Source organism: Mycobacterium cajalii (assembly GCF_045809005.2).
Taxonomy (GTDB): Bacteria; Actinomycetota; Actinomycetes; order Mycobacteriales; family Mycobacteriaceae; genus Mycobacterium.
Genome location: NZ_CM141436.1, coordinates 2828218 through 2853306 on the forward strand (window position 1 = coordinate 2828218; position 25089 = coordinate 2853306).

Sequence of the window (25089 nt, forward strand, 5' to 3'; positions counted from 1 at the left end):
GTCTGCTCAGACAGCCGAAAAGTTCCCGCCCATCGACGAATCGACCAGAGCGCCGGTGGGACCGGCTGCGAGCGTGTCCGAGTGACTTCCCAGGCTTCGCGCCAGCAGTGACCGGATCGACTGCGGCCTCGCGGAAATCTCGGCCACGGAACCGACTTCGAGCGCGATCGTCGGATACTCGGCAAGGTGCTCGGCATAGGAGCGCCCACCCAGTCGCATGCCCAGGCTCACCCACGCGTCGACCACCGACCATCGCCGCGGATGCGTTCGCGCCCAATCGCTGTGGTCGAGCCGGCGCTTCCACTCGGTGACCTCGATTTCTTCCAGGGCGTACCCGCCGAGCAACTCCGGGTATGAGACCTCCTCGCCCCGAACAACGGTGATGCCGCGGCCCAGTTCGGCCGGCCCCGCCGACTCCGGCAACAGCCCCAGGATCGTCTCGGCCGCGGCCCGGGCCGTGGTGACTTCTTCGGTCAAGGTCAGGGCGGGGTAGGCACCCGACCCGTTGCACGCATCGATGACCGAGACCAAAACGTCTGCCCCGTCGCGCACTTGGTGGTCCTCGCCGAGGACCCGGGGCAGCCGGACGACGGTGAAGTCGAGTCCGCGGGGTGCCCCGGCCACGGCCAGCTCCGCGAGCGCCTTCGATGCCGCGTACGGGTAGGGCGCCTGGCGGGGGTCGGTGACGCGGGGTGCGCGGACATCGGAATCGACGACGAACGTGGACAAATGCACCAACCGGGCGCCGTGGCGCGCGCACGCGTCGACGAGCGCGGCAACCAGTTCCACGTTGGCCGGGCGCAGGTTGCGGTAGGGCACCAGCACGTCGGTGTTACCGACGCAGTTCACGACGGTTGCGGCCCCGCAGCTGTCCAAAAGGGCGTCCAGGTCTGACGGGCCGAACCCAGCGCGAAGTCGTTCGACCCGCACGCCATCGACACCGGTGAGCTCCACCCATGGAGCGCGTCGGGGCGGCGTCGACCGCGACGCCAGCACCACCTGCGGACGCAACGACCCGGACCGCCTCAGTTCGACGACAGCCCGGGCGAATCCGGTGCCTAGGATTCCCGACGCGCCCAGCACGAGGATCGACCGCCCGCGGCGGTGTGCCGCGATGCGGGGGCGCCGCCGCATCGCCTGAGCGAGATCGTGCTCTATCGCGGCGGCGGTCGCGGTGTCGGGCCCCAGGTCCGACACCAGGTGCGCCGCGGTGTCCGCGCCGAGCAGATCGAGGATCGTGAGGTGCCGGCCCAGGTACTCGCGGGTGGGAGGCAGGATACGGATCAGGTCCAACGAACCGATGCCCTCTTCGAGCAGCGAGGTGTCCGGCCCGACGGGCCTTCCCAGGTGCCGGCCCCAGACCTCGGCGAGTCCGGCCGCCCGTTCACCCGAGCCCGGGTCGCATTGCGCGGCCTCGCCGAGCCGGGGCGTCATCGGCAGCTTGTCGGCGTCGACCTTGCCGTTGGGCTTGCGCGGGATGGCCGGCACGCCGACGACGAAGAACGACGGCACCCTCAGGTCCGCGAGAACGCGCCGGATGCGCTCGGCCGCGGCCGCCTCCTCGTCGCCGCCGCGGGTCCGCCGCGTCGCGTACCACACCCCGAGGCTGCCGTCGCACGATGCGACGGCGGCGTCGACGACCGCCGGATCGTCGCGGATGCGCGCGCCCACCGCGGCGGTGTCGACCCGCCTGCCCGAGATCTTGACGAGTGCGTCCTTGCGTCCGACGAAGACGGGGAAGCCGTTGGCGTCGAACGACACCCGGTCGGCGGTGGCGAACGCGCGGCGCCGCGCGCCGTCGGTGGTGAGCAGCGTGCCGAAGCTCGCGCCGTCGGTCCCGAGGTAGCCGGGGGAGACCAGCTCCCCGACGATCACGATTTCCCCGAAAGCGACGAACACCGTGTCCGGTATCAGCGGCCGGCCCAGCCTGAGCCGATCGCGGCCGGTGACGAGTGTTCGGCCGTCGGCGATCGGCAACTGGGTGGCCACGACGGTAGTTTCGGTCGGTCCGTAGGTCGAGACGAGCGAGATCGACCCCGCGGCAACAGAACCGAGCCACGTGTCCACGGCGGCGGGTCGGATCGGTTCACCGCCGACGACGATCTGGCGCAGCTGCGAGCCGCGGATGGTCTGTATCGCCGCGCCGTCCTCGCACAGCAGATGCCACATGGCGGTGGGCAGGTCGGCCACCGTCGCCGCCCGCGCAACCAGATCGCTTGCGAGCCGGTCCAGGTCGCGGCTTCTCGTGGCGGTGGAGCGAACCAGCTTCGCCCCGCTGATCGCGGCGACGAAGACCTCCTCGATGCTGATGTCCGACGTCAGCGGCGCGCATTGCAGGATGGTGTCCTCCGGGCCCCACCCGTAGGCGCGGCGGGCCGCGGCGCAGAACGCGGCGAGCGAGCCGTGCGAGATGGGGACGAGCTTGGGCGGCCCGGTGGTACCCGAGGTCGGCATGACGCATGCCGTCTTGTCGCCGAGCGCGGGGTCGCGTGCGACCTCCTCGAGGCGCGCGTCGACGAGCTCGCCGGTCTCGTCACCGGGGACCGCCGCGAGCGCCGCGGCGGCCACGTCGACCACGTGCACCGCGGCGCCCCGGCCGTGCTCGGCGATGAGGCCTGCCCGCCGGGTCACCTCGGCGGCGGTGTCGCACACGCTGTATCCGCAGCCGGCGAGATGGCATGCGAGCAGCAGGTCGATGGTCTTGTCCGTGTCGTCGTCGGCGAACACCAGGATGTCACCGGGTGCGACGCCCCTGCGTACCAGCCAGGTGACCCAGGGGAGGGTGTCGCGGCGCGTGCCGAGGAATCGGCGCACGCCGCCACGTGGATCGAGAAACCATGCCGCGGGGGGATTTTGCGGTGCCGGGTACGCGCGGGCGCCTGCGGTGCGCGACCCGTCCGGGCCGATGCCGATCCACTCGTTGACGGTCATGGCGATCGGGTGATCCCAGAGCGCGGCCATCGACGCCAGCGCGGCGGCGATGCGTGCGGCCACATCCGGGGGTGCCTTCGTCTCGGGCAGGTCGGCCCTGCCCCATATGGCGCAGTCGAGGGTGCGTGCGCCTTCGTCGAGAACGCACGCCACGGTCATTCCCTCGACCGGACCGATAGCCGTGACCACCGGGGCCTCCGACAGGAAGGGACCAAGGGCGGGCGCGCACGGCGCGGGCAGGAAGTTGAGTGTCAACGCCGCGACGTGCGCGGTCCGGTCGAGCGCCAACCACATGCGCCGGTAATGCTCCTCGCGAAGCCATCGGCGTCGGACGGCTTTGACGTAGTCGCGGTCGAGCGCGCCGACGACGTCGGCCACCGACGCGAACGGCGCGAACCGGACCGGATGCGCGACCGAATTGACCAGACAGGTCGCCACGTTCAGGTCGGGATCCCCGAACCGGTTGTCCACCGCGTGCACGAGCAGGATTTCGGTGTGCTGCCGGAGGCTCGCCTCCACCGCCACGGCCGCCGCGGCCACCAGCACGTTGAGCGGCACCTGCGTGGCATCCGAGAGGGCGAGGAGCGCGTCGAACGGGTCGCCGCAGAGCCGCACGGAGTCGTGCAGGACTCCCTTGGCGGCCGTGGCGGGGGAGTCGTCACCGTAGAGGCCGGCCCCGCCGCGTTGCGCTTCGTCGGCGAGCTCGCGCCGCACGCCCGGGGCGACGCGCCGCAGGGCTTCCTCGACCTTGTCCGCCTCACGGCGGTGCGCCGCGGCCAGCGCGGCCAGACCCGCACCGGCGTCGGGCATCTCGGCCACCCGGCCGGCAGCGAGGTGTCGCGCCAGGCCGGCCTCGATGATGCCCGTCGCGCCGCCGTCGAGCAGAATGTGGTGGGCGTGGACGTCGAGGCCCGACACCTCGCCGCGCTCGTCGGTTCGCACCGTATAGCGCACCAACGGCTGGCCGAGGATCCCGGACGACCAGCTGCGCGCGAGTTCCCCGTCGCCCGGATCGCGGCCGTCGGCCGTCACGCGCACGAGGTCGCCGGCCCGCAGGCGGGGGACCAGGTCGGGATACCCGGTGCCCGCCGCGGGGGGCTCGAGAACGCAGAGCTGCGCGGGGCTTTCGAGGATCGTGGCCTGCAGCGCGGCCAGGAATCGCGATGGCTCCAACGGGTGGAACCGATAACTCTTGGCGATCAGATACAGCGCGGGATCGCCGTCCTGCAGCACACCGTTGTAGAGGTTGCGCTGCGACCTGCTCAGCGGCACGCGTGGCGGCCGGCCCCCGTCAGGCGAAGTCACGCAGACTCGCCGAGTTCGCGCAGCCAGCCCGCGACGGACAGATCGCCCGCCAACCGTGCCGGTACGTCGGATTCCCGGTCGACCCCGAGCCGCTTCATCAGCAGCACGAACCGCACCGAGTCCAGGCCGAGGTCCCGCAGATCCGTGGCGTCACCCTCGGCAAGGTCGGCCTCCTCGATGTACAGCACCGCGCACAGTGCGGCAACGAGCCGCTCCCGCACCGGGTCAGCCACGAACGGCCGCTTCGGCTTCGGCTCCGTTCAGCGCCGCGGCCAGCGACGCCCGCATGACCTTGCCGGACTGCGTGCGGGGGATGTCCGCGACGATCTCGATGACCGACGGGCGCGCGATCGGCTCCGACTCGCTGCGGTAGCGGGCGGCGATAGCCTGCTTGAGCTTACGCACGTCCGGATCCGCCAGGTCCTGCGCGGGCACCACTGCCAGCCCCACCAGCGCCCCGAACTCGGCATCCGGTATCTCGTAGCACGCGGCCTCGCGCACGCCCTTGACGCCCTCGGCGATGCGGTCGACCTCGTCGGGCGCGACGTTCACGCCGCCGGAGATGATCATCTCCGACGATCGCCCCTTGATGTAGAAGAAGCCGTCCTCGCGGCGCTCCAGCAGGTCCCCGGTGTTGACCCACCCGTCCACCAGAACGTCCCGGGTGCGTTCGGGATTGTTCCAGTACCCCAGCATGTTTGCCGGCGACCTGACCCACAGCGTGCCGAACGAGGCGGTCCGGGTCCTGCCGTCGGCGGGGGGCCGGTCGCCGCCGGAACCGGCGAGAAAGACCTCCACGCCCGGATACGGGCGCCCGACCGCGCCCGCCTCGATCTTGGCGATGGAGCCTTCATCGGTCGGCAAGCACAGTGCGGTGCAGCCCGTTTCGCTCAGCCCGTAGACCTGTGCGGTGCGGATCCCGGCGGCCTCGACGAACCCTACGTCGGCTGCGATCGCCCGTGATCCCCCGTAGCCGAGCAGCCGCAGCGACGGCACCGTCGCGTCGGCGCACTTCAGCTCCGCGACCAGCTTGGACACCAGGGTCGGGACCAGGCAGGTCGACGCGACCTCGTTCGCGGTGAGGATCTCCCTCAGGGAGGAGGTGTTCTCGCCGCCGGTGATGCACACCCCGCCGTGCATCAAACAGGTCAGGATCCACCACAGCCCGCCGATGTGGGTGGCCGGCAGCGGTGAATAGGTGGTCTCGCCGGCGACCCAGGTGATCCAGTCCAGTCCCTCGTCGCGCAGGATGTCGGGGATGGCGAAGAAGGTGCGGTTTGCCAGCAGCACCGCCTTCGGCGCGCCCGTGGTACCGCTGGTGAAGATCATCGCCAGCGGATCGTCGGCGCTCTGTCCCGCGGTCCGGGAGGGACTTTCGATCGCCGTGGCGTGGCCGCCGTGGTGTGCGACGGCGGCGATCTCGACCGGGATCGTCGTTATGCGGCGCAGCGCCTCGGGAGGGGAGGACAGCGCCGTCCTGTTCCCCGGGCAGACGAGGACCGCGCCCGGTTCGGTGATCTGGCAGAACCGGTCGAGGGTTGCCGCCGGTAGCCCGCCGTCCGCCATGACGGCGATCGCCCCCAGCCGCGCGCAGGCCAGCACCGACAGGTAGGTCTCGGGCCCGTTGTCGGAGACGACCAGCACCCGGGAGCCGCGGGTGACGGCGTGTGACCCCAGAGTGTCGGCCAGCGCGTCGATTTCGGTGATCAGCTGCCCGTACCGCAGCGCGCTCGTGCCGTCGCAGCGACGCAACGCGATGGCCTCGGGGCGCTGCCGCGCCTGCTCGAGGATCCGTTGCAGGACGGTCGGCGGTGCGTGCGACATGGCGGAAGATGCTCTCCTCTAGGCGGATCAGGGAATGTTGAGGACCGCGAGTTCGACCTGGCCCGAGGCGGATCCGCCGTGTTCGTCCCAGAACTCGATGGCGCACGGGATGAGCAGATAGCGCAGCGTCCGCTCGATGACCCGGAAATCCCGGCACGCCAGGCGGGCCGAGAAGCGTTGGGCGTTGATCGGTTTACGGAACCGCGAGGACGTGGTCTTGATCAGCATGCTGGACAGCTGATTGTCGAGATAGTCGGTGATCGACCAGCCCCGCAGCGCCGCGATCTGCTCGTCGCGAACGGCCGGGGCGAAGGCACAGTACGCGAGTTGGTTGAAGCACAGGATCAGTTCCGCCGCGTTGAAGTGCCCCGTGCTGCGGATGTAGGCGGACTCGGCGATCGTGAAATTCCCGTAGGCCAGCACGGTGTCGGCGGTGGCCCGGTACGTGGCGTCGATGAGATAGCGACATCCCTTGTAGGAGTAAGGTTCGAGGACCCTGCTGAGCAGACCTTCGTCGATCGGCGCCGTGTCCGTAGGTTCCGCCCCGATGTGCGCCGCGGGGCTCAGGCCGGTGCTCATACGGGGTATCCCGGTGTTGCCAGGCCGTCCAGCATCGTCAGGCGGTGGGTCGTCAGCGTGCCCGCGGTCGTCCCGTGCTTGGCCCGGTGCATCAGAACCCGGTTGTCCCACAGCACGATGTCGCCGACCTCATAGTGCTGGGTGTGGATGAACGGCGAGGCGAAGTCGGGGTCGAGTTGACCCGTCGCGGTCATCAGTTCGTGCAGCAGCGCCGGATCGACCGAATTCCCGTCCTCGTCCTCGATCTTGGTGGTGCCCGACGCGCAGATGTAGAGGATCTCCTGCCCGGTCTTCGGGTGCCGGATGACCGTGGGCCACTTGATCGGGGGCGTGGTGCGGTCGATCTCGTCCCAGACCTCGCCGATCGGTCTGTACACGTCGGTGGGGCGGATCTTGATGTGGCGCCGGGGATCGTGGGTCGCGAAGGTTCCGCGCGCGGGGGCCTGCGTGGCGGCGGGGAGTGACTCCCAGACGCGGTTGAGGTCGATGAAGTAGGTGCCGCGGTCCGGGCCGGGCACGGCGAGCGGTACGACCATGGAAAAAGCGAACGGTTGCGGCATGAACATGTAGTCGATGTGCCAGAAGGCGCCGGTCTTGGGCACGCCCCGGCCTTGCTCGGTGGAGGAGACGAAGATCTCGGGATGAACCTCGTGGTGGTACATGGCTTCGTAATAAGGAACGATGTCGCCGATGAGGCGGCCCAGCCTGATGAAGTCTTCCGGTTCCGGGTGGACATCTTTGAGCACCACGAGCTTGTTCCGGTAGACCACGTCGCGGATCTCGTCGGTGGTGATGCCGTGCAGGTCCTTCGGATCGATACCCGTCACCTGCGCGCCAAGGCCTTCGCCTTTCACATTCAGCGCCATCCGGTCTCTCTTGTCCTCAGTCGATTCCAGTTACAGCAACAGTCGGGCCAAAACCACTAAAAGTTCCGCACATTCGCCCCCGAGGTTGCGTCGGCGGCAAATCCCCACGTGGCGGGCAGCAGCGGCACGGAAACGGCCGCGCCATCTGAGGGTGCCTCGATCATCCCGGCCGGGCGGGCGCCGGCCGGTGCCGGTGTCGTGCCGGTGAAGCCGAGGCCCCCTGCGCCCCGGTCGCTCGCCGCCGCGTCGGCGCCCGCGGCGGAACCGGCGTCGTCGTCCATGGCCGTGGTCGCTTGCAGGAATTCGTCGCGGTAGCCGCGGGCCCCCGCGCCGGCCCCCCGGCGTCGTTTGCGGCGCGCCCGGGCGGCCACCGCTGCCGCGCCCGCTGCGGCGGTGGCGTGGACGGTGTCGTCAGCGGTGTCAGGTGATCTCGCAGCGGCTTTGGGGCCGGAGCTGACGCCGGGCGGTGCCAGGCCGGGCAGCGCGTAGCTCATCGCGGGGGCGGGGGGAGCGGCGCCGCCCGCAGCCGACGCGGGCATGCCCGGCGCCGGCCCGCTCGCGTGTGCGCCGCCGCCGGCTGCGGCGGGCGCGGCCGGTGTCACCGCAACGTTGATCTGCGCATCGACGTGGTGGCCGGGACTCGGCTCCGTCGGATCGGGTAGCGCTGCGGCCGAAGCCGTCCCGTCCGGCAGCAGCGTCAGGGCGCTCAGTGCACTCAGCGCGCTCAACGCGGGCGCGAAAAAGGGCAGCAGGAGAAGGGAATACGACGCGTAATAGGGGTACCAGAGCACGTCATACAGGAAGAGGGCGATGACGGCCGATGCGAAGGCGACGCCGGGACTGAAGCCGAGCTGCTGGAAAAGCTGTTCAAAGGACTGGAACAGCTGCTCGATCTGCTGGGGAGTGCCCAACTGCGAGACAAAGGTCACGATCCGGCCGATCAGCTGACCGATCGAGTCGGGGCTTCCCGGGGCCGCGACGCCGGCCTGGGCGCCCTGCTTGAGGATGGGGGGCGCGGGCTGGAGGGCCGGTACCGCCGAGGTCGCCGCGTGGGTGATCGCCTGGTAGGCGGTCATGGTGTCGGCGGCCTGCACCCACATACGGGCGTAGTCGGCTTCGTTGAGGGCGATCGGGATGGTGTTGACGCCGAAGAAATTAGTGGCCAGCAGGACGGCGTGGGTGGCGTGGTTGGCGGCCAGCTCCACGAGGCTGGGCATCGCGGCCAGGGCGTTCCCATAGGCGGCGGCGGCAGTCTCGTGCTGCGTGGCGGCGATGGCGCTGTCCAGCGCGGCCTGCTCGAGCCAGGCCAGGTAGGGAATCTGGGCGGCAACGTATTCGGCGGCGCCGGTGCCCCGCCATCCGCCCACCTGCACCTCGGTGAGCAGCCGGCCCAGCTCGACCGCGGCGGCACCGTACTGACCGCTGAGCTCGTGCCACTGCGCGGCGGCGGCCAGCATCGATCCCGGCCCCGCCCCGGTGCTCAACAGGGCCGAGTGGACCTCTGGAGGCGAGGCCATCCAGACGGGGGCGGTCACGGGCCACACCTCCTTGCCTGACGCTGGTTGGCCGTACTCGCGATGTAGTCGGCGGCGGCGCGCGCAAAGTTCCCGGAGATCGCCGCCCGTTCGAGGCGCTCGGCCGGGCCGTCATCGCGAACTCTGCACCGGTACAGTCGGATCCATGCCAGTCCTCGATGCCCGCCATCTCGACGGGATCTCCGAAACCGCGCTGCTCACGCTGCATCAGCGAGCGACGGAGGCCGCCCGGCCCGACGGCATCATCGACGACCCGATGGCAATCGCATTGCGCGACAACCTCGGTTACGACTACGGGCGGTTCGGCCGCACCCATCAAGCGACGGCCCTGCGGGCCTTGGTGTTCGACACCGCGACCCGGCAGTATCTGGACACGCACCCGCGCGCCACCGTGGTCGCTTTGGCGGAGGGCCTGCAGACCAGCTTCTGGCGCCTGGACAACGCTGCGCTGAGCTGGATTTCGGTGGACCTGCCACCCATCGTGCGGCTACGCGAGCAGTTGCTGCCCCGATCCGAGCGGCTGCGCTGCTGCGCGCGGTCCGCGCTCGATTACTCCTGGATGGACGAGGTGGACGACTCCCGCGGTCTGCTGATCACCGCCGAGGGCCTGTTCCAATACCTGCAGCGCGGTGAGGTGTTCGATCTGATCGAGTTCTGCGCCGGCCGGTTCCCCGGCGCGCGGCTGGTCTTCGACAGCGTCCCGTGGTTCTTGAGCGCCTATTCGCGGCGGCGCGGTTTCAAGCTCAGCGAGGATTACACGGCCCCGCCGATGTCGTTCTGGTTCACCGCCGAACAGTACGAGGAGTTGGCCGAGATACCCGGGATCAACGCGGTGCGCGAGCTGCAATACCCCCGGGGGCGCGGCAAGCTCCTGCGGTGGGTGACCCCGCTGGCCTACCGCTTGCCGTGGCTCGCCCGGTTCCGGGCTCCGGTGACCATGGTCGAATTCGGTTGACCGGGAACGGGTCTAGCCGTCGCGCGGGCCGATCCGCGCCTCGGCGGCCACCCGCATGTCCGGCTGCGAGTGCTCCCAGGGCGTGAGAATCACTGCCAGCCATGTCAGGCTCAGCACGATCGTGCAGAGCACCCCGGTCACCATCCATGCGGAAACTCCCGCGGCGGATCCCGGCGGTGCGGTGCGGTGCCACCAGACCATGCCCAACCCTGCGATGGTGGCGACGACGCTGATGTAGGCCGACGTGCAGCACCACCGGAACCGCGGACGGCACACCGCGAGCGACGACACCGAGGCCGTGAGACCGAAGAGGGCCGTCGCGACGCAGGAAAGCCAGCTGGTACGGGCTTGCACGGTGGCCAGGCTCAGACAACCGAGGACGGTGGCGGCGGCCAGCGCGGCCACCGCCACGCCCGCGACGGCGCGCACGCGCCGGCTGAGCCAGACGTCCTCGAGCACGCGCCGGCCGATCTTGCCGAGCATCTCCTCGAGGTGGCTGTCGCTACTGGTAGGCATGTTCAATGGTCGCACCGCCGCGCGGCCGGGTTCCCCCGCCGTTGCGCGATCAACCCGTCTGGTCGTCGCGGCGGGCGGCGTCGAGCAGGTCTTCGCGGGCGCGCGCGACACGGGAGCGGATGGTGCCGACCGGACAGCCGCAGACCTCGGCGGCCTCCGCGTAGGACAGTCCGAGCACCTGCGTGAGAATCAGGGCGTCACGGCGATCGGCGTCCAGGCCGTCCAGCAGCATCCTGATCTCGACCATGTCTTCGAAGCGGGCCGCCCCGGAGCGGCTGTCGAGCAGACCCTCGAGGTCGACGGCGGAGCTGGTGCGCGGTCGTCTCTGGTTGTGCCGGATCTGGTCGACGACGACGCGACGGGCGATGGACAGCAGCCAGGTCCGCGCCGACGACCGGCCGCTGAAACTCGGCAGTGACCGCAGCGCGCGCAGGAACGTCTCCTGGGTGAGGTCGTCGGCGCTGCCGGGATCGGCCAGGAATGCCACGACCCGCCAGACGTCGCGCTCGGTAGCCCGGACGAATTGTTCGAGGGCGGCGGAATCGCCCCGTCCGGCCGCCAGCGCCAGACAGGTGACCTTGTCGTCGTCGCCGCGCCCGCCCACGTCGAACCACCCTAGGTCATCGCAGCCCGGTTGCCCGCGCCGGGAAGGTCGATGCCGGTCGCGGGGACATCGGGCGGCGCCGCCGGCGGCGCCGGCCGGGTAGCTTGGTCAGGTGAGAGCGGTGAATTTTGCCCGCTCGGGAACTCACGAGGCTGGTGCAGCGACCAGCTGAAGTAGGACCCGGCTGTAGGACGAAGCGAGGAGGGCCATGACGCTGACCGTTGCGGCTGGATCCGACGCGCCGCAGGCTCGCCGGATCGAGCTGGACGTGTCGGGGATGTCGTGCGCCGCGTGCGCCGCCCGGGTGGAGAACAAGCTCAACAAGGTCGACGGCGTGCAGGCGTCGGTGAATTACGCCACCCGGGTCGCCACCATCGACGCCCCCGAGGCGGTCGTCACCGAGGACCTGTGCGAGGTGGTGCGCCGGGCCGGATACGAGGCTGCGCCGCGGTCGCACCGGGCGGTGGACCGGGTCGATCCGGACGAGTTGCACGCCCGTAGCCTGCTGCGGCGCCTGCTGGTCGCCGCGGTCCTGTTCATGCCGCTCGCCGACCTGTCCGTGGTGTTCGCCGTCGTGCCCGGCATGCGCTTCCCGGGATGGGCATGGGCGCTCACCGCGCTGGCCGCGCCGATCGTGACCTGGGCGGCCTGGCCGTTCCACCGGGTCGCGCTGCGCAACGCCAGGCACGGCACCACCTCCATGGAAACGCTGATCTCGGTCGGTGTCACCGCCGCCACGGTGTGGTCCTTGTGCACGATTTTCGGCACCAGTCGGCACCGCGAGGTCCATGGGGTGTGGCAAGCGGTGCTGGCCAGCGACGCCATCTATCTGGAAGTGGCCGCCGGTGTGACGGTGTTCGTGCTCGCCGGGCGGTATTTCGAAGCACGCGCCAAATCGAGGGCGGGTAGCGCGCTGCGTGCGCTCGCTGCGCTGAGCGCCAAGAACGTCACCGTCCTGCTGCGCGACGGCAGCGAGATGGTGATCCCCGCCGACGAGCTCAAAGAGCAGCAGCGCTTCGTCGTGCGGCCGGGGGAGACGATCGCCGCCGACGGCCTGGTGGTGGACGGCGCCGCGGCGGTCGACATGAGCGCGATGACCGGGGAGGCCAAACCGGTACGCGCACACCCGGGTGCCAGCGTGATCGGCGGCACGGTCGTGTGCGACGGCCGGCTGATCGTCGAGGCGGCCGCGGTCGGCGCCGACACCCAGTTCGCGGGAATGGTCCGCCTGGTCGAGGAGGCGCAGGCGCAGAAAGCCGATGCACAACGGCTGGCCGACCGCATCGCCGCGGTTTTCGTCCCCGTGGTCTTCGCCATCGCGGCGCTGGCGGCGGCGGGCTGGGCGCTCGCCGGCGCCGGACCCGACCGCGTGTTCTCCGTCGCCCTGGCCGTGCTGGTGATCGCCTGCCCGTGCGCGCTGGGGCTGGCCACACCGACGGCGATGATGGTGGCCTCCGGACGCGGCGCCCAGCTGGGCATCTTCCTGAAGGGCTACCGAGCGCTGGAAACCATCCGCGCCGTCGACACCGTGGTGTTCGACAAGACCGGGACGCTGACCACCGGCCGGCTCGCGGTCACCGAGATCGTCGCCGCGGACGGATGGGAGCCCGGCGCCGTGCTCGCCCTGGCGGCGGCCGTCGAGGCCGCGTCCGAGCATGCCGTCGCGACGGCGATCGTGGCGGCGACCGAGGATCGCCGGCCGGTCGCCGACTTCGCGGCAATCGCGGGGAGGGGAGTCACCGGGACGGTCGGGGAACACCGCGTCGCGGTCGGACGCCCCTCCTGGGTGTCACGCCGGCTCCCCGTCCCCGTCGCTGTCGAAAGGGCCCGCCGGGACGGCGAAAGCCGGGGCGAGACAGTGGTTTTCGTCTCCGTCGACGACGCGGTCCGCGGGTCGATCGCGGTGGCCGACGGTGTCAAGGAGTCCGCGGCCGACGCGGTCGCGGCGCTGCATCAGCGCGGGCTGCGCACGGTGCTGCTGACCGGTGACAACGCCGCCGCCGCGGGAGCGGTGGCGGCGCAGGTCGGCATCGACGAGGTGATCGCCGAGGTGCTGCCCGAGGGCAAGGTCGACGTCATCCAGCAATTGCGGGACCGCGGCCGGGTCGTCGCGATGGTCGGCGACGGCATCAACGACGGGCCCGCCCTGGCGTCGGCGGACCTGGGGCTGGCCATCGGACGCGGCACCGACGTGGCGATCGGGGCCGCCGACATCATCCTGGTCCGCGACAACCTCGATATCGTCCCGCAGGCGCTCGATCTCGCGCGGGCCACGCTGCGCACCATCAAGATCAACATGGTGTGGGCGTTCGGGTACAACATTGCCGCGATACCGATCGCCGCCGCGGGCCTGCTCAATCCGCTGATCGCGGGAGCGGCGATGGCGTTCTCGTCGTTTTTCGTGGTGTCCAACAGCCTGCGGCTGCGCAACGTCGGCGCGTCCGGCGAACCCGCGGCATCAGCCGTCAGCGACGGTTCCGCGACAGCTCCTTGAGCATCGCGTTGTAGGCGTCGAGGTCGTCGTCGTAAGCGGCCGCGGCGTGGCGATCGGTGCGCGACGCGGCGCGCCGATCCTGCTGCGCCCACTGCGTCACCAGTGCGATGATCACCACGAGAATCGGCAGTTCGCTCGAGCCCCAGGCGATCGCCCCGCCCATGTGTTGGTCGGCGATGATGCCGGCCAGCCACGGCAGGTGGACATTTGAGTAGAAGCTACCGCCGGCGGTCGACGTCATCGTCATCAGTGCGATCCCGAAGAACGCGTGAAACGGCATCACCGCGAACAGCAGTCCCAGGCGGCCGATGAACGGCAGCCGGCGTGGACCCGGATCGACGCCGATGATGCCCCAGAAGAACAGGTATCCGGTGATCAGGAAGTGCACGCTCATGAACTCGTGGCCCCAGTGGTAGCGCACCAGTGTGTCGAAGATCGGCGTGAAGTAGACGGCGTACAAGGAGCCGACGAAGAGCACGAAGGCGGTCACCGGATGGGAGATGAATCTCGTCACCGGTGAGTGCACCAGCCACACCAGCCATTCCCGCGGTCCCGGTGGGCGATCGGCGCCCGCCGCCGGGAGCGCCCGCAACGCGAGGGTGACCGGTGCCCCCAGCACGAGGAATACCGGGACGAACATGTTGAGCGCCATGTGCTCGACCATGTGGATGCTGAACATCGCCGAGCCGTAGGCCCGAACCCCCGATCCCGTGACGAACAGCAGCGCCAGGCAGCCGGTGACCCACGAGGCGGTCCGGCCGGGCGGCCAGGCATCGCCGCGCCGGCGCAGGCGCACCACCCCGGCGACGTAGAGCGCGGCCAGCACGAGCGCCGCGGTGCCGATCAACGTGTCGAAGCGCCACACCGTCAGCAACCGCAGCGCCGTCGGCGGGTGGGGAAGCTCGTAGCCCAAGAAGACGTCCCACGCGGTGAATCGGTGCGCCAGCAGCGCCGGCGCGGTCTGGATCGCCATGGCCGACAGCGCCGCCACCACCGCGACGCCGGCCAGCGCGCTCGCCGCCGCCGCCCCGGTGCTCCACGCGACGCGGCCGGAGCGCGCCCTGACGAGCGCGACCAGGTCGTCGAGCCAGACGAGCGCCAGCGCCACGCCGGCGGCGATCGCCAGCCGCCCGTAGTCGGTGCCGGTCAACGGGGTCGGGGACACCATGAGCCAGAGCAGCTGCGCGCCGTAGAGCAGCGCGACGGCGCCGCTGAGCATTTCGATCAGCAGGACCCGTCGCCGCAGCTGCTCGTCGGGCGGTGCCAGCACCGCGCTGACCTTCATCCCGGTCAGCACGGCGACCGCGACCGCGAAGACGATCACCGAACTGGTCGCGTAGTCGTGGTTGGGTCCCTGCCCGGCGTTGCCGGTGACGGGAACGGCGATCACGCCGATCAGCGACGGGATCAGCAGGACGGCGTGCCATACCCAGCGCACGGTGAGCCGCAGCGACACCGCGACCACACCGGAGAAGACGGTGGCGGCGACCCAGCCCCGCGCCGTCTCCGACGCGCCGACCGCGTCGCCCAGCGTCGCGGTGCCGATCAGCCGGGACACCGCGATGCCGGAGTCGTCGGCGGCCTGGATCGCGATCATCGCCGCCGCGGCGCCCACCCACACCAGCGACACCCGCTCGATGACGCGGTGGACCCGGAACGTCTGGGGGTCCAGCAGGCCACTGTCGTCGGGGCGGGCCGTCGTCACGATGTAGGCGAGGGCACCGATGACCACCGCACCGGACAGCGTGGCGGTGAAATAGCCGACCGCCTCGGCGACGCTGGTCGCCCAGCCCGGGAAGGAGTCACCCGTCGCGACGAAGCGCCGGTCTCCCGATGCCAGCGCGTAGCCGGCGAGGGCGCCGAGCGCGGCGACACAACCGGCGAGCAGCGCCCATCCGCCCACGTGCCGCGCAGCCGCCTGGCTCGAGCTCATCGTCGTCGCCTTCCGCTACCCAGCGAACTTCACGACCCAGTCTACGACTGCTGGTAGTACCGAAGTCGCAGCCGCGGGACCTACCGGCCAGTATCCGCGGCGCTCAGGCCGCACCGTCCGTCGGGTAGAGATGCCCGCGGCGGCGACCCCGGGCCGCGTTCTCGGGCAACACGAGGTCGTCCGGTTCCCGCACGCCGCTCGACCTGGGGGTGGGCTCGGTGGGCCGGGTGGCGCGCCAGACGAGCAGCGCCAGCGCGGTGCCAACCAGGACCGGAAGGTGCGTCAGGAGCCGCGCCACGCTCACCGCGCCCGACGCGAGGTCACCGACGACGAACCCGGTGAGGGCGACGCTGAAAACCGCCAGCACGGCGGCCAGCCCGGCGGCAGCGGCGGGGCGCAGCGCCGCGACGACCATCGCCACGCCCAGCGCGGCCGTCCAGGCGGTCGACTCGTGGAGCAGGTGGCCGTGGGTCGGCATTCCCACGTCGGCGCCGAACCCCTGCGCGGCGCCCAGTCCGATCTGCAGCGCGCCCACCACCCCGAGCGCCCACCGCGGCCCCGCCACCGCGGCCCACACCTGAAGGCGGGTCCGGGTCGGGGTCCGGTCGCGCGGCGTCCGCGCGGCGACGACCTGCGATCGGCCGACGAGCCGGCGCAACTGCTGGGTCTGCTCGACGGCCCGGGAATACCAGTCGCGGCAGCCGGCGCACGACGCGACGTGCTCGTCGACCCGCGATGCGGGGACGGGTTCGCGTTCCCCGTCGATCCGCGCCGACAGCGCCTCGCGCGCGACGTCACAGTTCACGTATCAATAGTCGCGCACGCGCACCTTTTTGTTCCCGCCGGGCAACGGGCCCGGGCGCGCGCCCGCTAGGCCGCCGACTCGGGTTCGGTGAGCTCGTCGAGGTCGGGCAGCGGGCGGCGGCAGATCTCGGTGGCCTCGTCGGCAGGCACGCCGAACATCACCAGCACGTCGCGGGTCAGGCGATCGGCCGCCTCGCCGCCGTCGCGGTCGGGCTGGTCGTGCAGCAGTTGGCCGAGACCCATCAGCGCACCGCCGGCCGCCGCCAGGGCGAGCGCGGGGTCGTCGACGCCGAACCGGCCGGCGCGCATCCCGACCTCGATATCGCGCAGAGCGCGTGGGGCCAGGCCGCGGTCGGCCGAGATCAGCTTCAGCCCGGTGTTGAGCAGCACCTTGCACGTTTCCGGGCGCCGCCGGAACATCCGCCCAACCAACCGGAAGCTTCGGGCGAACGTCTCGGCCGGGTCCTCGCCTTCGGCGGACAGCTTGTCGAGCACCGCGCCGAGGTCGTCGAGCGCCTCGTTGACCGCGGCCTCGAACAGCGCCTCCTTGCTGTCGAAGTGGTTGTAGAACGACCCCATCCCGACGTCGGCGGCCTGGGTGATCTCCAGCACCGGCACGTTGAGCTTGCCGGCGGCGACGAAGGCCTGCCCGGCGCGGATGAGCGCCGCGCGGGTGCGCATCTTGCGCCGCTCCAGACGGTTGTCGGTGGCGGGTCGCGCCTCGGTCATGAGCCGAGATTAGCAGAAAACATCACTTTTGCTGATTTCGTCAAAAGCTATTGACTGAGGTTGTCCTCGTAAGTGATGATTTCGTCAGTCTATCCCCGGGAGAAGCCGTGACACAGCACGTCGACGCACACAAAGACCTGCACAGCCTGCAGGGCGGCCGCCGGGGGGAGCATCCCGGGCGCTCCGGGAACCCGGTGATCAAGGTGCGCGATCTGGCCTGGCTGGAATTCGAGAAGCCGGACCTGAACCGCGCGCAGGCCTTCGCGCGGGCGTTCGGGTTCACCGCCGTGCTGCACACCGCCGACGAGTTGCACCTGAGGGGAACCGACGCGGGCTCACCGTGCGTGCTCGTCCGGCGGGGGCCACGCTCGCGGTTCGTGGGGCCGGCGTTCGCCGCCGCCGACAGGGCCGACGTCGAGCGGCTCGCCGCGGCCGCGGGCGCGCGCGTCGGCCCGTTGCCCGAGGCGATCGGCGGCGTCGGGGCAGAGCTGACCGACCCCCGGGGGATTCCCGTCCGGGTCGTCGCCGGGACGACCGCGCTGGCCGAGTTGCCCGCCCAACGGCCGCACAGCTTCAACTTCGGCCACGAGCTGTTGCGCGCCAACAGCACTCAGCGCCCGCCGCGCGAGCCGGCCGGGGTGCAGCGGTTGGGTCACCTCGTGCTGCAGAGCACCGCCTTCCTGCGCTCACTCGACTGGTACCTCGACCATCTCGGCCTCATCGTGAGCGACTTCCTCTACTACCCGGGCCAACGCGAGCGCGGCCCGGCGATGAGCTTCCTGCGCTGCGACCGCGGCCCGACACCCACCGACCACCACACCCTGGCCCTCGTGCTCGGCCCCGCGGACCGCTACGTGCACTCGGCCTATGAGGTGTGCGACCTGGACGCGATCGCGGCCGGCGGGGAATACCTGCGCGAAGCGGGGTACCGGCGGTCCTGGGGGATCGGCAGGCACATCCAGGGCAGCCAGATCTTCGATTACTGGCGCGATCCCGACGGGTTCCTGGTCGAGCACTACAGCGACTGCGACATGTTCGACAACACGCTGGAGCCCGGGTGGGCCCCGTTGACCGCCTCCGGTCTTGCCCAGTGGGGCCCACACGCGACCAACGATTTCCTCGGGATCGCTCCCGCCGGGGAAGCGGTCGCCCAGTTGCGGTCGATGCTGACCGCGCTGCGCGACGACAACGAATTCGACATCACCCGCCTGCGCGGCTTCCTGAAAGTGGCACGCTCATGAGCATTTCCGTCTACCGCACCTCCGAGGCCTGGTGGGCGGGCACCGCCGACGCCGTCGCCAGGATCGACACCGCGGCGTCGACGACGGCGCAGCTGCTCGCCGACCGGGCGGCCGTCGAACGGGCCGCCACCAGCACCGGAACCGTCGCGGTGACCAGCCTGCAACTGCTGGCCCCGGTCACCGCGCCGTGCCGCGTCGTCGCGCAGATGACCAACTTCGCCTCCCATGTCGAGGACACCGGCGGCGACCCGAGAAAGGTGCCGCTCACCTTCTTCCGCAAGGCCTCGGGATCGATCACCGGCCCGGTCGACGACATCGTCAAGCCGGCCCATGTCCGCCTCCTCGACTACGAGGTGGAGATCGGTCTGGTGATCGGACGCGATGTGCCCGTCGGCGCGACGATCACCGGAGACAGCCTGGCCGACTACGTCTGCGGGCTGGTGGTGACCAACGACGTCTCCGCGCGCGATGTGCAGCTGACGAAAACCCAGTTCTACGAGGCCAAATCGTACCCCGGCTTCACGCCCGTCGGCCCGGCGCTGGTGCTCCTCGATGCCGGCGAGCTGGGCCACTTCGGCGAGCTGCGGCTGCAACTGCGGGTCAACGGGGAGCTGCGCCAGAACAGCACGGTCAACACCGACATGATCTATCGGCCGGCCCAGGCGCTCGACGGGCTCGCCCGCTTCCAGCAGCTGACCGCCGGCGACCTGGTGCTGACCGGCACGCCCGTGGGCACGGCGTTGTCCGCCCCGCCCAAGGCGGTGCAGAAGCTGGTGTCGCTGTTGCCCGACGACCTCAAGTGGAAACTGTTCTTCGCCGGGCAGGCCAAGAACCCCAAGTACCTCCGCGACGGTGACGTGGTCGAGGCCGGTGTCGCCACCGACGACGGCAAGATCGACCTGGGCACCCAGCGCAACCGGGTCCGCCACGCGTGACCGACACGCCCGGCTCGGTCCCGGTGGTGATCGTCGGCGCCGGTCCCGTCGGAGTCACCGCCGCAACACTTTTGGCGCAATACGGCGTCGAGTGTCTCGTCCTCGACCGCTGGGCTGACGTGTACCCGCAGCCGCGCGCGGTGCACCTCGACGACGAAGTCGCGCGCATCGTCGGCCGGCTGGGGATCGGCGAGCAGTTCGCGGCGATCTCACGTCCCGCCCGTGGCCTGCAGCTGCGGGACCCGAAGATGAACGTGCTCAGCCAGTTTCGCCGCGAGCGATCCGAAACCGCCAACGGCTATCCCCAGGCCAACATGTTCGACCAGCCCGAATTCGAGGCGTTGCTGCGGGCCAACCTCAAGCACTATCCGCACGCGGTGCTGCGCGGCGACGCGGAGGTGACCGGCGTCGTCCAGATCGGCAATGGGTGCGCCGAGGTCACCTTTGCGGACCGGGTCGGCGGGCGGCAACACCGCGTGCAGGCCAGATACGTGCTGGGTTGCGACGGCGCCAACAGCATGGTCCGCACGGCGATCGGCGCGTCGATGCGCGACATGGGGTTCGAACAGCGCTGGCTCGTGGTCGATGTGACGACGGACGCCGAACTCGACCAGTGGGACGGCGTGCATCAGGTGTGCGATCCGCGCCGCGCGGGCACGTTCATGCGAGTCGGACCGAGCAGGTACCGGTGGGAATTCCGGCTGCTGCCGGAGGAGTCCGCCGACGACTTCGGCACGGTCGCGACCCTGCTTCCGCTGATCCGGCCCTGGGTGGACCGGGTCGCGCCACAACGGCTCCAGTTGGTCCGCGTCGCCGAATACACTTTCCGCGCCCAGGTGGCCGACCGCTGGCGCCGCGACAACGTCTTCCTGCTCGGCGATGCCGCCCACCTGACCCCGCCGTTCATCGGGCAGGGGCTGTGCGCGGGACTTCGCGACGCGGTGAACCTGGCGTGGAAGCTGGCCGGCGTGGTGCACGGGTGGCTGCCGCAGGACATGCTCGACAGCTATGAGCGGGAGCGCAAGCCCCACGCGCGCTACATGATCCGGTTCGCGCTCGTGATGGGCCTGACCATGACGGCGGGCGGGGAGCTGGGCAATCGGCTGCGCCGCATGGTGTTGCCGCGACTGCATCTGATCCCCGGAATACGCGACAAGATCGTCGACAGCACGACGCCGGCGCTGCATCACGGTCCGCTCGTGATCAGGCAGGGCCGCCGTCGGGGGCTGGCCGGCGGGTTGTGCCCGAATCCCTCCCTAACGGAGGGGAAACGGTTCGACCAGGTGGTGGGGCGGCGGTTTGCCGTGGTGACCTTCAGCCCGCCGGCCGGGCAACAGCGTGCCGAGCTGACGCGCCGGGGTGCCGTCGTGATCACGGCCGAACCCGGCGCCGAACTGGCCGGTTGGCTGCGCCGCGCGGGCGCGACGACCGCGATCGTCCGTCCCGACGGGGTGGTGCTGTGCGCGGGCCGTGACGTGCAAGAACTGTGTCGTCTCGTGCCGGCCTTCGCGCCCGGACTTGCCGGTGCGTAGGCCCGCCGGCGTCGCGGCCTATCACCACGACCTGTACGGCACCCGCGCGATCGTCGACCCCTACCCCCACTACGCCAGGCTGCGTGAGCTGGGCGCGGTGGTGTGGCTCACCAGACAGCGGGTCTTCGCGATACCCCGCTACGCCGAGTGCAAGGCCGCGCTGCGCGACGACGCGGCGTTCGTTTCCGGCCACGGGGTGGGGCTCAATCCGATCGTCAACCGGCTCTCGCGCGGAACGACGCTCAACAGCGACGACGACGAGCACGATCAGCGGCGAAGGCTGCTGGCGCATCGCATGCTGCCGAGGGCCCTCCGTTCGATGAGCGACGTCATCCAGCAGCAGGCCGATGTCCTGGTTGCCGCTGCGGTGCAACAAGAAACGGTTGACGGCGTCGCGGACCTTGCGAAAGCGCTGCCGCTGACGGTGGTGCCGGACCTGCTCGGCTGGCCCGAGCACGGCAGGGGCAACCTGTTGCGTTGGGGCGCTGCCACGTTCGACACGCTGGGACCGGTCAACCGGTATGCCGCCAGGGCGGTGCCGGCCAGTCTGCGCATGGTGCGCTTCACCAAGCAGGTGGTGCGCCGCCGGTCGGTGGCCGAAGGCAGCATGGGCCACGACATCCTGCTGGCCGGCGATGCGGGAAAACTGACCCGCAGCGAGTGTTCGGCGCTGATGATCGACTACCTGGCGCCCTCGCTCGACACGACGATCAGCGGCATCGCCAGCGCGCTTGCGCTGTTCGCGACGCACCCCGACCAGTGGCGGCTGCTGCGAAGCGAGCCGGCGCTGCTTGCCAACGCCGTCAACGAGGTGCTGCGCTACGAGTCACCGCTGCGGGCCTTCTCCCGAAAGCTGGCGAAGGACACCACGTTCGCGGGCGCCGAACTTCCCGCCGGGGCCAGAGCGTTGGTGATCTACGCATCGGCCAACCGGGACGAGCGGGAGTGGAACGACCCCGACACCTTCGACATCCGCCGCGACGCCAACCGCCAGCTGGGCTTCGGGCACGGTGCCCATGCCTGCGCGGGGCAGGGCCTGGCTCGTATCGAGATGCAGGCGATCCTCACCGCGCTGCTGCGGCGGGTCGGCCGGATCGAGATGGTCGGGGAGCCGACCTGGGCGCTGAACAACATCATCCGTCGTTACGAGCGATTGCCGCTGCGGCTGGTCGCGGGCTGAGCGGGCTGACTGGGCGGTGCACGATGGCCGCTGATCGACTGGAGCGGCCTGGCCGATCGGTTGAACGCCGACATGCAGCCCGGCTGCGGGGCGGCGTTCGTCGACGCCGAGGGCGTGCCGTTCGTCAAGCTGATGCCCGTATCGCGAGGAAACGGCCACCCGCCGCAGCAGTTCATCTACCAGCCCGCGCTGGTGAAGGTGCCCGGCGGTGTCACCGTGGTGGCCGTGCTCATCGGTGCGGCGTTGCTCGGGGTGGTCGGGGCGTTGATCGCCATCCCCGTCGCCGCCGCGCTGCAGCTACTGGTCTGCGAACTGTTTTTCCCCACGCTCGACGAAGCATGATCGCCGGCGCGGCGCCGCGACCTTGACCGCAAATTCGCCGCGCCGGTGCGTCGGGCACGCGGCGGGACCATCAGGGCGAGGGAGATCCGTACAGCCCCGGACCGGTGATGCGGAGCTGCTCCAGGAACGAGCGAGCGGACACATACGCCGCCTCGATCAACTCGGCGGTGTGCGTGAAGTCGAGTGGCGACAACAGTCTGGGCGCGGGGCCGGGAAGGTACACGACCGGAATCCCGGCGGCGATGACAGGAGCCTCGAGCACGGACTGCGCGCGCATCGACACCATCACCCAGTAGAGCAGAATGTCGGCGATCGTATCGGTCGAACCCGGCAGGTGGCCGGGAAAATTGCAGTCGAACACCACCAACGAGCGTGCCCCCATCTCGACCGCTTGGCGCATCGGGACGTTGGCCACCAGACCCCCGTCGTAGAGCTGGTGGCCGTCCAGGTCGACAGCTGGGTAGATACCCGGGACCGCCGCGCTGGCCAGCAGGGCCGGCAGCAGCGGACCGTCACGCAGGACGTATGGCCGAGCGGTGGCGATATCTGTCGTAACCGCGGCGAACGGCAGTTGCAGATCGGCGAATGTCGTTGCCTGTCCGATGAAGTCGGCGATCACCGCGGCCAGCCCGGTGTTGGGGAAGAGGTGCGTCCTGACTTTCTGCAGCAGCAGAGCTTGGGCGATCAAACCGCCCGGGAATACCTGGTCTCGCGTCATTCGTGCCCACACGTGCGAGAGCCGGTTCACCGCACCCTTCGGGTCCGCGGCGACGACCGCGCCGTTGAGCGACCCAACCGAGGTTCCGGCGACGAGATCGGGAGTGACCTCGCACTCGCTGAGCGCCTGCAGCATGCCCACCTGGATCGCGCCAAGGCTGGCACCCCCGCCAAGCACGTAGCCGACCGGTCGGGGCAGCCCGTCCAGCCCAGGCACCTGACCATCCATCCCATCAGGCTAAAGCACCCAGTACAACGACTGGGCCCTGGCCGGTAGAGAAGATCTTCAGTGACCCGGCGGGCGGGAACATCGAGTGGCGAGACGATTCGCGTTCTGGCGAACATGATTGAGCCGTGCGACTCGAGGACGTCATCGGTGACTTCCGCGCCGTCGAGCCGGAGCTGGTCACGCACCCGGCGAATAATTCCGTTTCGGCTCCCAGGATCACAGTGAACTTGTCGTTGGGTTCTTGGTTTACGGACCCGAGGTCCCCAAGCGCGGAGAAGACTGGGCAGGACCAACTTCCTGACGGCAACCCCCGTTCAGCTGTGGCGAGGTCCCAGCCTCGTCATACCGTCTACACCCCAGGGGTGTAGCGTGGGACGTGCTGGGAATTTCAGCTGGTTCGGGATGAGTTCGGCTGTCCGCTGCGGAACTTCAGGAGCGTTGGCTCCGGAACCCCTACGCGCCGGTGATCGTTTGCACATCAGGATCACCATGACTTTTTGGCTCTTCTGGGAACTCCGTGGGTCATGGGATGGCCGGATAGAGCTGGAGCCCGCCGAGGTGGAAGTAGATCGCGGTCTTGAAGTGCTCGCGGTTGCGGTAGCCGCGGGCCGAAACCCGGATGGCCTGGATGCGTGAGTTCAGGCCCTCGGCACCGGCGTTGGTGATGCGGTGGGCGAAGTAGGACAACAGCCCCGCCTCGTGGCGCTTCAACGTCTTGGCCGCGTCGATGATCGGCTTGAGACGGCAGTGGGTGGCCCAGAAGTACCAGCGCTTAAAGTGTTTGGCTGCCCAGCCGCGACGCTGGTAGGACCAGAAGTGCCGCAGGCTCTCCTTGATCGCCCATGCCCGAGCGGTTTTCAGGTCACCGGAGCGCAGCGTGGCGAAGCGGTCTTGGTGACGGTCGGGCAGGTTCTCCGCCGAATACAGCCACAGGTACTTGCTGCCGGCCAGGCTCTTATCGCCGGCCGCGGCCAGCGCCCGGTTCTCGGCCTTGCGCACGGTGTCCACGGCCTTGGTCAGGTAGCCCATCAGGTGGTAGCGGTCGAAGACGATCTTGTTCTCGGCGTCGCTCAGGTGCGCGCGCACCGAGGCGGCGAACGGCTCCCACATGTCCATTGCCACCGCCTCGATCCCGGCCAGCTGCTCGGGGGTGAACCGGTCGAAGTAGCCGTCCAGGCTGGCCTGGCGGCGTTCGTCGGCGATGTAGTCCACCGTGCCCGCGTCCAGGTCACTGACCACGGTGATGTAGTCCTGTCCCTTCCCGGCCGCCTTCTCATCGACCCCGACGTGGGCCGGCGCCACCAGCGGTTTGGCGGCCAGGCCGCGGGCCACCGCACGGTCCATCAGGTGCCACGCCTCGTCCCAGCTGACCCGCAGCAGCCCGGCCGCGGCCGCCACGTCGCACGCGGCGAGCACGTCGATGGCCAGCCGCTCAAACAACATGGTGAACCGCGAATGCGGCTCGGCCCACGGCAGCCGCACCTGATGCACCCCGTGCTCGGGACAGGCCACCCGCGGCGGGCTGGCATGCAGGAACGTCAGAAACGCACACGAGTCCAGATGCCGCCACGCCCGTTCCTCGCCATGGTCATACACCGACAGCTCGCGCTCGCAGTCCGGGCAGGCGAACCGGGTCCGGCCCGGATGCACGACCCAGACGTCCACCCGACCTTCCTGAGCCGACAGCTCCACCCGTTGCACCTCCCACGGCGCTACCAGTCCCAGCAGATGGCGGTACAACTCGGTGTCGCGCACACAGCACATCCTGCCGCCCTGCGCCCATCACGCCCAGACCAGACCCACAGAAAACCCGGAAGCGCCGACTTTTTCACGGAGTT

The 25089-nt window shown here is 70.1% G+C and carries 20 protein-coding genes; 7 read left to right on the top strand and 13 right to left on the bottom strand.

Going from position 1 to position 25089, the window contains the following annotated elements; translation table 11 throughout:
• Positions 1-6 precede the first annotated feature (6 nt).
• The 6 genes from ACJ512_RS13430 to ACJ512_RS13455 are packed head-to-tail and all read right to left on the bottom strand — an operon-like array spanning position 7 to position 9022.
• A complete protein-coding gene (locus ACJ512_RS13430; RefSeq protein ID WP_407686447.1) occupies positions 7-4236 on the bottom strand; it encodes an AMP-binding protein in 4230 nt (1409 codons plus the stop codon).
• Positions 4233-4457: an acyl carrier protein gene (locus ACJ512_RS13435; RefSeq protein WP_407686487.1), complete on the bottom strand. Its 225-nt coding sequence runs from the start codon at positions 4455-4457 to the stop codon at positions 4233-4235. The genes ACJ512_RS13430 and ACJ512_RS13435 overlap by 4 nt, the downstream gene beginning before the upstream one ends.
• Before the next feature lie 4 nt (positions 4458-4461).
• The gene (fadD10, locus tag ACJ512_RS13440) at positions 4462-6060 is read right to left on the bottom strand and encodes a fatty acid--CoA ligase FadD10 (RefSeq protein WP_407686446.1); all 1599 of its coding nucleotides are present in this window, start codon (positions 6058-6060) and stop codon (positions 4462-4464) included.
• Positions 6061-6087: 27 nt separating this feature from the next.
• The gene (locus tag ACJ512_RS13445; protein WP_407686445.1) at positions 6088-6639 is read right to left on the bottom strand and encodes an FcoT family thioesterase; all 552 of its coding nucleotides are present in this window, start codon (positions 6637-6639) and stop codon (positions 6088-6090) included.
• Positions 6636-7505 (bottom strand): (3R)-3-[(carboxymethyl)amino]fatty acid oxygenase/decarboxylase, encoded by an 870-nt coding sequence (scoE, locus tag ACJ512_RS13450; protein ID WP_407686444.1) that lies wholly within the window; start codon positions 7503-7505, stop codon positions 6636-6638. Before scoE ends, ACJ512_RS13445 begins: the two co-directional genes overlap by 4 nt.
• Before the next feature lie 56 nt (positions 7506-7561).
• The gene (locus ACJ512_RS13455; protein WP_461480123.1) at positions 7562-9022 is read right to left on the bottom strand and encodes a PPE domain-containing protein; all 1461 of its coding nucleotides are present in this window, start codon (positions 9020-9022) and stop codon (positions 7562-7564) included.
• A 163-nt stretch (positions 9023-9185) separates the two neighbouring features.
• Between ACJ512_RS13455 and ACJ512_RS13460 the strand changes: the two genes are divergently transcribed.
• Positions 9186-9995, top strand: a complete 810-nt coding sequence (locus tag ACJ512_RS13460; RefSeq protein WP_407688313.1) for a class I SAM-dependent methyltransferase — start codon at positions 9186-9188, stop codon at positions 9993-9995.
• Positions 9996-10007: 12 nt separating this feature from the next.
• Here the strand turns inward: ACJ512_RS13460 and ACJ512_RS13465 are convergent, their stop codons facing one another.
• Positions 10008-10511 carry a hypothetical protein gene (locus ACJ512_RS13465; protein ID WP_407688314.1) on the bottom strand — a complete coding sequence of 168 codons (504 nt, stop codon included), beginning with the start codon at positions 10509-10511 and terminating at the stop codon, positions 10008-10010.
• A 49-nt stretch (positions 10512-10560) separates the two neighbouring features.
• Positions 10561-11115, bottom strand: coding sequence for an RNA polymerase sigma factor SigC (gene sigC / locus ACJ512_RS13470; RefSeq protein WP_407688315.1), 555 nt, complete (start codon positions 11113-11115; stop codon positions 10561-10563).
• Between the two features lie 208 nt (positions 11116-11323).
• On the opposite strand from sigC, the gene ACJ512_RS13475 reads away from it, so the two are divergent.
• Positions 11324-13609 carry a heavy metal translocating P-type ATPase gene (locus ACJ512_RS13475; protein WP_407688316.1) on the top strand — a complete coding sequence of 762 codons (2286 nt, stop codon included), beginning with the start codon at positions 11324-11326 and terminating at the stop codon, positions 13607-13609.
• Here ACJ512_RS13475 and ACJ512_RS13480 read toward each other — a convergent pair.
• From ACJ512_RS13480 to ACJ512_RS13490, 3 genes are all read right to left on the bottom strand, one after another.
• Positions 13581-15542: a cytochrome c oxidase assembly protein gene (locus ACJ512_RS13480; protein ID WP_407688317.1), complete on the bottom strand. Its 1962-nt coding sequence runs from the start codon at positions 15540-15542 to the stop codon at positions 13581-13583. The genes ACJ512_RS13475 and ACJ512_RS13480 overlap by 29 nt on opposite strands.
• A 103-nt stretch (positions 15543-15645) precedes the next feature.
• Positions 15646-16347 carry a zf-HC2 domain-containing protein gene (locus tag ACJ512_RS13485; RefSeq protein WP_407688318.1) on the bottom strand — a complete coding sequence of 234 codons (702 nt, stop codon included), beginning with the start codon at positions 16345-16347 and terminating at the stop codon, positions 15646-15648.
• Between the two features lie 65 nt (positions 16348-16412).
• Positions 16413-17075, bottom strand: coding sequence for a TetR/AcrR family transcriptional regulator (locus ACJ512_RS13490; protein WP_407688319.1), 663 nt, complete (start codon positions 17073-17075; stop codon positions 16413-16415).
• Between the two features lie 107 nt (positions 17076-17182).
• Between ACJ512_RS13490 and ACJ512_RS13495 the strand changes: the two genes are divergently transcribed.
• From ACJ512_RS13495 to ACJ512_RS13515, 5 genes are all read left to right on the top strand, one after another.
• Positions 17183-18316, top strand: coding sequence for a VOC family protein (locus ACJ512_RS13495; RefSeq protein ID WP_407688320.1), 1134 nt, complete (start codon positions 17183-17185; stop codon positions 18314-18316).
• The gene (locus tag ACJ512_RS13500) at positions 18313-19251 is read left to right on the top strand and encodes a fumarylacetoacetate hydrolase family protein (protein WP_407688321.1); all 939 of its coding nucleotides are present in this window, start codon (positions 18313-18315) and stop codon (positions 19249-19251) included. The genes ACJ512_RS13495 and ACJ512_RS13500 overlap by 4 nt, the downstream gene beginning before the upstream one ends.
• A complete protein-coding gene (gene mhpA, locus ACJ512_RS13505) occupies positions 19248-20783 on the top strand; it encodes a bifunctional 3-(3-hydroxy-phenyl)propionate/3-hydroxycinnamic acid hydroxylase MhpA (RefSeq protein ID WP_369738332.1) in 1536 nt (511 codons plus the stop codon). Before ACJ512_RS13500 ends, mhpA begins: the two co-directional genes overlap by 4 nt.
• A complete protein-coding gene (locus tag ACJ512_RS13510; RefSeq protein WP_369738333.1) occupies positions 20776-21963 on the top strand; it encodes a cytochrome P450 in 1188 nt (395 codons plus the stop codon). The genes mhpA and ACJ512_RS13510 overlap by 8 nt, the downstream gene beginning before the upstream one ends.
• 72 nt (positions 21964-22035) lie before the next feature.
• Positions 22036-22305: a hypothetical protein gene (locus ACJ512_RS13515; protein ID WP_407688322.1), complete on the top strand. Its 270-nt coding sequence runs from the start codon at positions 22036-22038 to the stop codon at positions 22303-22305.
• 70 nt (positions 22306-22375) lie between these two features.
• On the opposite strand, the gene ACJ512_RS13520 is transcribed toward ACJ512_RS13515, so the two are convergent.
• Complete coding sequence (locus ACJ512_RS13520; protein WP_369738335.1) at positions 22376-23251, bottom strand: patatin-like phospholipase family protein; 876 nt, start codon at positions 23249-23251, stop codon at positions 22376-22378.
• 522 nt (positions 23252-23773) lie between these two features.
• Positions 23774-25006 (bottom strand): ISL3 family transposase, encoded by a 1233-nt coding sequence (locus tag ACJ512_RS13525; protein WP_369736917.1) that lies wholly within the window; start codon positions 25004-25006, stop codon positions 23774-23776.
• Positions 25007-25089 lie beyond the last annotated feature (83 nt).

Excerpts from the sequence above, each read along its gene's own strand:
- fadD10 (WP_407686446.1), bottom strand. The coding sequence starts at position 6,060 with ATGTCGCACGCACCGCCGACCGTCCTGCAACGGATCCTCGAGCAGGCG.
- ACJ512_RS13520 (WP_369738335.1), bottom strand. The coding sequence starts at position 23,251 with ATGGATGGTCAGGTGCCTGGGCTGGACGGGCTGCCCCGACCGGTCGGC.
- ACJ512_RS13475 (WP_407688316.1), top strand. The coding sequence starts at position 11,324 with ATGACGCTGACCGTTGCGGCTGGATCCGACGCGCCGCAGGCTCGCCGG.
- ACJ512_RS13490 (WP_407688319.1), bottom strand. The coding sequence starts at position 17,075 with ATGACCGAGGCGCGACCCGCCACCGACAACCGTCTGGAGCGGCGCAAG.
- ACJ512_RS13500 (WP_407688321.1), top strand. The coding sequence starts at position 18,313 with ATGAGCATTTCCGTCTACCGCACCTCCGAGGCCTGGTGGGCGGGCACC.
- ACJ512_RS13460 (WP_407688313.1), top strand. The coding sequence starts at position 9,186 with ATGCCAGTCCTCGATGCCCGCCATCTCGACGGGATCTCCGAAACCGCG.
- scoE (WP_407686444.1), bottom strand. The coding sequence starts at position 7,505 with ATGGCGCTGAATGTGAAAGGCGAAGGCCTTGGCGCGCAGGTGACGGGT.
- ACJ512_RS13445 (WP_407686445.1), bottom strand. The coding sequence starts at position 6,639 with ATGAGCACCGGCCTGAGCCCCGCGGCGCACATCGGGGCGGAACCTACG.
- ACJ512_RS13465 (WP_407688314.1), bottom strand. The coding sequence starts at position 10,511 with ATGCCTACCAGTAGCGACAGCCACCTCGAGGAGATGCTCGGCAAGATC.
- ACJ512_RS13455 (WP_461480123.1), bottom strand. The coding sequence starts at position 9,022 with ATGGCCTCGCCTCCAGAGGTCCACTCGGCCCTGTTGAGCACCGGGGCG.
- ACJ512_RS13480 (WP_407688317.1), bottom strand. The coding sequence starts at position 15,542 with ATGAGCTCGAGCCAGGCGGCTGCGCGGCACGTGGGCGGATGGGCGCTG.
- ACJ512_RS13515 (WP_407688322.1), top strand. The coding sequence starts at position 22,036 with ATGCAGCCCGGCTGCGGGGCGGCGTTCGTCGACGCCGAGGGCGTGCCG.